Consider the following 6,957-nt stretch of genomic DNA (forward strand, 5'->3'; position numbering starts at 1 on the left):
GCCGCCGGCCGGGGGCCAGCAGCCCGCCCCGCCCGCCACCGGCCAGCAGCCGCCGCCCGCCACCCAGCAGCCGGCCCCGCCGCCCGCGGCGGCGAAGGCCACCTACAGCGGCGTCGGCGGCTCCAACTGCGGCACCTCCTCCGTCGCCTACGCCCAGCACGGCTGGTACGAGCAGGGCACGACCGGCTGGACCACCAACTCGGCGGGCGGATACGGCGGTTCGGGTTGCAACGGCAAGTACGTGTCGATGCCGATGTCCGGCTCCGCGACCAAGGACGACGGCGGCAACTCGGTGGTCTGGACGTTCTCCACCGCCCCGGTCACGGCCGGCAGCTGCAAGATCTCCGTCTACGTGCCGAACAACTCGGACGTCAAGGCCGTCGGCGGCGCGCCCGCGTACTACACCGTCCAGAACACCGCCACGCCGAACAGCGGCACCATCGGCGATTTCGCGGTCAACCAGACGACCAGCCGCGGAAGTTGGGTGACCGCCGAGAAATCGTACCCGGTGAGCGGCGGCAAGATCGCCGTGATGCTGCACTCGCGCGGCGTCGACTGGGGCGGGAGCGCCACCGACAAGGCGCACATCGCGGCCTCCGCCGTCCGGGCCGACTGCACCGCGTCCTGACGGCCCCCGGTCCCCCCGACCCGCCCCGCTCCACCCGCTCCACCCGCTCCACCCGACGAACGACGAAGACCCCCAGGAGAGGAAGGCCATGTCGCGCCATGTGCTGACGGTGTGCCCGGAGCAGCGCGGCGGCCCGTACCGAACGATCGGCGAGGCGCTCGCGGCGGCCCGCAGCGGGGCGGTGATCTCGGTCCGCCCCGGCCGCTACGAGGAGAACCTGGTCATCACCAAGATGGTCACCATCACCGCCGAGGAGCCGCGCGGCAGCGTCCGGATCACGGCCCGGCGCGGCTGCGTCGTCCAGGTGGTGGCCGAGGCCGTCCAGCTCACCGGTCTGGTCGTCCAGGGCCAGGACGAGGAGCTGCCCGCCGTCGACGTGCCGCGCGGGCAGGCCGCGCTCTCCGACTGCGAGGTGGTCGGCAGCTCCTGGACGGCCGTCCTCACCCGCCAGCAGGGCTCGCTCGCCATGCGCGACTGCCGGGTCACCAACCCGGCCGGCGCCGGCATCGTCGAGACCTCCACCGGCACCAGCGTGATCGAGGACTGCGTCATCGAACACCTCGGCACCTCGGCCGTGGTGGTCGGCGAGCGGGCCAATCCGCTGCTGCGCAACTGCGTGCTGCGCGACGCCCGGGGCAACGGCGTGTGCGCCAACGGCGAGGCGCGCGGGACCTTCGAGGACTGCGAGATCTCGGTCACCGACAAGCCCGCCGTCGCCCTGGAGGAGCGCTCCACCACCCGGCTGGTGCGCACCGCCGTGCGCGACACCGCGATCGGCGTGTACATCAGCTCCGAGGCGCGGGTGGTGCTGGAGGACTGCACGGTCAGCGCCACCGCCGGCCACGGCATCGCGCTGGCCGGCGGCACCGACCCCGAGCTGCGCCGCTGCACCACCGCCCGCACCGCCGGCCACGGCATCCACATCACCGGGCGCTCGCGCGGGCAGTTCGAGCAGTGCGAGGTGTCCGGCGCCGAGGGCACCGGCATCTGGATCGGGGAGTCCGCCGGGCCGGTGCTGACCCGCACCGTGGTGCGGGACTGCGGCGGGGCCGGCGTCGAACTGGCCGAGGAGAGCGCCGCCGACATCGACCGGCTGGAGGTCCGGGACGTCTCCGGCCCCGGCGTGTCGATCGGCGGCGGCGCCAATCCGAGGGTGCGGCACCTGACCGTCACCGGCGCGGGCGCCGACGGCGTCGAGGCGCTGCGCGACGGCCGGGGCCGGCTGGAGGGCGTCGAGGTGCTGGACGCCGGGGGAGCGGGGCTGCGGATCGCCGACGGCGCCGACACCTTCGTCGGCGCGGCCGTGGTGCGCGGCGCCCGGGGCACCGGGGTGCTGGTCGGCAAGGTCGGCCGGGCCGCGCTGCGCGACTGCGAGGTCAGCGGCTCCGGGGAGGACGGCCTCGCGGTCGACGACGGCGGCGAGTTGACCTGCACCCGGGTCCGCAGCCACGGCAACCGCCGGCACGGCGTGCGGATCGGTGCCGGCGGGCGGGCCGTCCTGGCCCAGGTCGAAGCGGTGGAGAACATCGGCGACGGCGTGCGGCTCGACTCCACGGACGCCGTCCGCCTCACCGGCTGCACCCTGTCCCGCAACCGCGGCTCCGGCCTGCGGCAGACCGTGCCCGGCGAACGGCTCGCCGTCGAGCAGCTGACCAGCGAGGAGAACGGCCTGCCCGACGCGCACGGCACCGCGACCGCGGCCACCGGCACCGGGCGCGCCGACGGCACGCCCGCCCCGGCCGAGGAGGGCCACCCCGCCGGCGCACCCGGTGCGGCCCCCGCCGGCCCGGCCGCCCCCGCCGCGCCGCCCGGCCCGCTGGAGGTGCTGGAGTCGCTGGTCGGCCTGGCCGGGGTCAAGGAGCAGGTGGCCACGCTGGTCAACCTCAACAAGCTGGCCCGCCGCCGCGAGCTGGCCGGCATGCCGGCCCTGCCGATGAGCCGCCACCTGGTCTTCGCGGGCCCGCCCGGCACCGGCAAGACCACCGTCGCCCGCCTCTACGGCGCGATCCTGGCCGAGCTGGGCGTGCTGCGCAGCGGGCACCTGACCGAGGTGGCCCGGGCCGACCTGGTCGCCTCGATCATCGGCGGCACGGCGATCAAGACCACCGAGGTGTTCCAACAGGCGCTCGGCGGCGTGCTGTTCATCGACGAGGCGTACACCCTCTCGGCCGGGTCCGGCTCCGGCTCGGGGCCCGACTTCGGCCGCGAGGCGATCGACACCCTGGTCAAGCTGATGGAGGACCACCGCGAGGACGTCGTGGTGATCGTGGCCGGCTACTCCGCCGAGATCACCGACTTCCTGTCCTCCAACCCGGGCCTCGCCTCCCGGTTCAGCCGGACGGTGGAGTTCGCCAACTACGAGGTCGACGAGCTGGTCACCATCGTCGAGCGCGCGGCCTCGGGACACGGCTACGAGCTGGCCGAGGGCACCGGCGCGGCGCTCACCGTGCTCTTCGAACGGATGCCGCGCGGCGAGGACTTCGGCAACGGCCGGTCGGCCCGCAAGGTCTTCGAGGAGATGGTCGACCGGCAGGCCACCAGGCTCGCCGAGCAGGCCGAGATCAGCGACGAGGACCTCGCGCTGCTCGTCCCCGAGGACGTCGGCGTCGAGCTCGACCCGCCGGCCAAGGAGGCCGACGGCGCCGAGCCGCTCGCCGAACTCCAGGCCCTGGTCGGCCTCCCCGCGGCCAAGGCCCAGGTCGAGGACCTGGTCAACCTGATCCGCCAGGGCCGCCGCCGCGAGGAGGCCGGCCTGCCGACCGCCACCATCAGCCATCACCTGGTCTTCGCCGGCCCGCCCGGTACCGGCAAGACGACGGTCGCCCGGCTCTACGGGCGGCTGCTCGCCGAACTGGGCGTGCTGCCCGGCGGCCAGCTCATCGAGACGGCCCGCGCCGACCTGGTCGGCCGCTACGTCGGCCACACTGCCCAGCTCACCAAGGAGGCCTTCGACCGGGCGCGCGGCGGCGTGCTCTTCGTCGACGAGGCGTACACCCTCACGCCCCGGCACGGGGGCGGCGGCGACTTCGGCCAGGAGGCCGTGGACACCCTGATGAAGCTGATGGAGGACCACCGCGACGAGGTGGTGGTGATCGTGGCCGGCTACGAGGACGAGATGCGGCACTTCCTGTCCTCCAACCCCGGCCTCGCCTCCCGGTTCTCCCGCCAGATCGACTTCGGCCACTACACGGACGCCGAGCTGGTCACCATCGTGCGGAACCACGCCGACTCCGCCGGGTACGCGTGCGCGCCGGAGACCCTGGCCACCCTGGAGCACCTGTTCGCCGCCGTCCCGCGCGACCGCACCTTCGGCAACGGCCGCTTCGCCCGGCAGACCCTGGAGGGCATGATCACCCGCCAGGCGGGCCGCCTCAGCCGCCTGGAGGTCGCGGACCTGTCGGAGCTGAGCCTGCTGCTGCCCGAGGACATCGCCGTGGACCGCTCCGGCAGCCCGGTATGACCGTCGGAGCAGCCCGCGGCACCGCCGCGGCCGCCGGCGGCCTCGCGGTCCTGGCCGTCCTGGCCGTCCTGGCCCCCACGGCCACCGCCGGAGCGGCGGTCGGCGGGCAGTTCGCCGGCGGGGTGGCGTCGGCCTGGTCTGCGGCGGCTGCCGGGCAGCCCGCTGATGGGACGGCGCTACCCGGGTCCCCGGTGGTCGGCGGGTCGGCCTCGGGTGTGGCGGTTGGTGGTGGGGCTTCGGCGGTGGCTGCCGGGGCTGTCGTGGGGTCGCCGGATGCGGCGGTCCGGGCGTCCTCCGTGGCGGGGTCGGCTGGGCCGGGGCCCGTGGACGCTGCCGGGCTGTGGTCGCCGTCCGTCCCCCACGGGGCGGCCGTTGTGCGTGCGTCGGCCGTGGCGGCGCCCGGGCGGCCAGCCGCGGAGCCGACGCTGCGGGAGGCCACGCCGGGGGCGGCTGCCGGGGTCGCGTCGCCGGGGGCTGCTGCCGGAGCCGCTTCGCCGGGGGCGGCGGAGCTGCCCGCGATGGGGCAGACCGTGTCCGACGTGCGGCAGAACGGGTGCCGCAAGCCGTCGGCCAAGGTGGCCGACCGGGCCGGGTGGGCGCAGGCGTACCTGCGGCCGGAGGCGGTGTGGCCGTTGAGCCGGGGGGCGGGGGTGACGGTGGCGGTGATCGGGTCCGGGGTGGACGCCTCGGCCGGGGCCGGGACCGGTGCGCTGGCCGGGCGGCTCAGCCTCGGGCCGCGGCTGCACGGTGACGGCGACGCCGGCCGGGACTGCGTCGGCCACGGCACCGTGCTGGCAAGCCTGATCGCCGGCCGCCGGACGGCCGACGGCGGCCCGTCGGGCCTGGCGCCCGGGGCGAAGGTGCTCTCCGTGGCGGTCACCGACGACGCCGGGAGCACCAACGCCGACCTGCTGGCCCGGGGCATCCGGGCCGCGGCGGACGGCGGCGCGCGGATCGCCGTGGTCGCGGCGCCGGTCGCGGAGGCGGCTCCGGCGCTGGCCGAGGCGGTCTCCTACGCCACCGCCAAGGGCATGCTGCTGGTCGCGCCGGTCGGCCCGGACGGTCAGTCGACCGCGGGCCCGGCGTATCCGGCGGGCTACCCGGGTGTGCTCGCGGTCGCCGCGCTCGGCGCCGACGGCGCCCCGGCGGCCGGTCTGCCGTCCGCCGAACCGGCCGCCGCGCCCGGCGCCCCCGGCGGGCGGGCCTCGCGGGTGGACCTGGTGGCGCCCGGCGAGGCCCTGCTGGCCGCCGGGCCGGGCGGCGGCACCTTCACCGCCTCGGGCCCGAGCTACTCCGCCGCGCTGGTGGCCGGAGCGGCGGCCCTGGTGCTCGGCCGGTCGCCCTCGCTGACCGTCGACCAGCTCGCCGAGCGGCTGCGGACCACGGCCTACCGGCCCGGTACGGCGCTGCCCGATCCGGCGGTCGGCTGGGGCACGGTGGACCCGATGACGGCCTTGGCCGCCGGGGGTTCGCCCACCGCTCCGGCGACCGACGCCGGCGGGCGGGCCACCCCCGAGCCGGTCGTCGTCCCGCCGCCGGCGGACCGTTCGGCGCAGCGGCTGGCCTCGGCGGTCACCGGGGTGAGCCTGGGCGGGGCGGTGCTGGTCGGCCTGGCCGCGGCCGCGGTGCGCGCCGGACGGAACCGGGGCGGCCGCCGCCCGGAGTGAGGCCCCCGGGGTGCCCGGGGCTAGGGGCCGGCGGGCGGCGAACGCGGTCCCAACGTCGCGCCAACGCCGCCTCCGGCGTCCGCGTTGGCCCGCCGTTGGCGCCGGGTGCAAGCGTGGCAGCGCCCGGGGAGAGCGGCCCGTCCGCCGTGGCCCGCCCCCGCGCGCCGAGACAGCGATCGACCCAGGTACCGACCGTCGACCACCGACCGGGTACCGACGAATGACGAATGTCGTAAGGGGCTCAACAGCCGTGGCCATCGACGCTACCGCCCACGCCGGAACGACCACCGAGGACGCCGGGGGGCCCGTCGTACCGGCGCCCGCCCGGCCCACCCTGGACCAGGACACCCTCGCCGAGCTGTACCGGCTGCACGGCGGCTACCTGCTGCGCGCGATGCTCCGGGTGACCAGCGGCGACCGCGGGAAGGCCGAGGACATCGTCCAGGAGACCCTGCTGCGCGCCTGGCAGAACCCGGCGGCCATGCACCGCGGACCCGAGCACAGCGGCCCCTGGCTGTTCACGGTGGCGCGCCGGATCGCCATCGACCACTACCGGAAGGCCGCCGCCCGCGCCCAGGAGGTCTCGGGGGAGGTCCCGGAGGACCACGGCGGCGTCCACGACCCCTACGACGAGGTGCTCGTGGCCCGGGACATGGCGGTGGCGATGGCCGAGCTCCAGCCCCACCACCGGGACGTGCTGGTCGAGTTGCACATGAAGGGCCGGTCGATGGCCGAGGTGGCCCGGCTGTTGAGCGTGCCGCTCGGCACGGTCAAGTCCCGCAACTTCTACGCCGTCCGCGCCCTGCGGCCGATCCTGGAGGCGCACGGCATGGCCGGGGCGGGCTGACGGAACCGGAGAGGACGAACCGGCGGCCGGACCGGAACCGCGACCGGCCCCTGACCCGGAAGCGGAACCGTAAGTGGAACGGAATGAACCGTTCCTGACCCGCCGTCCGTAGATCAAGGTGGCGGCACCGCCACCGGCGCCCGCTCCCCGTGCGGGCGCCGGGCCGACGGCCACCCCCCGGTCTCCGCCCTTGTGGGAGAGCGGACACCGGGGCGCAGGCCGCAGGGGCGGGGGGCCCGGGGACCCCCCGCCCGGGGGCGCCCCCCCCCGCCGCCTAGACACCCCCCCCCCCCCGCCCCCCCCCCCCCCCCCGCCCCCCAGGTTGAGGGCGGGGCGACGCCGCGGACAACACCCC

At 76.6% G+C, this 6,957-nt stretch carries 3 protein-coding genes and 1 pseudogene; all 4 read left to right on the top strand.

Going from position 1 to position 6,957, the window contains the following annotated elements; genetic code table 11:
• Positions 1 to 628: pseudogene (locus ACFVFS_RS40110) on the top strand (hypothetical protein); the annotation flags it as partial.
• Positions 629 to 716: 88 nt separating this feature from the next.
• The gene (locus tag ACFVFS_RS40115) at positions 717 to 4,088 is read left to right on the top strand and encodes a right-handed parallel beta-helix repeat-containing protein (RefSeq protein WP_380630036.1); all 3,372 of its coding nucleotides are present in this window, start codon (positions 717 to 719) and stop codon (positions 4,086 to 4,088) included.
• A 518-nt stretch (positions 4,089 to 4,606) separates the two neighbouring features.
• Positions 4,607 to 5,755: a S8 family serine peptidase gene (locus ACFVFS_RS40120; protein WP_380630038.1), complete on the top strand. Its 1,149-nt coding sequence runs from the start codon at positions 4,607 to 4,609 to the stop codon at positions 5,753 to 5,755.
• A gap of 250 nt (positions 5,756 to 6,005) precedes the next feature.
• Positions 6,006 to 6,602: a sigma-70 family RNA polymerase sigma factor gene (locus tag ACFVFS_RS40125; RefSeq protein WP_380630040.1), complete on the top strand. Its 597-nt coding sequence runs from the start codon at positions 6,006 to 6,008 to the stop codon at positions 6,600 to 6,602.
• The last annotated feature ends 355 nt before the right edge of the window (positions 6,603 to 6,957 follow it).

Source organism: Kitasatospora sp. NPDC057692, assembly GCF_042799475.1.
In the GTDB taxonomy this organism is placed as follows: Bacteria; Actinomycetota; Actinomycetes; order Streptomycetales; family Streptomycetaceae; genus Kitasatospora.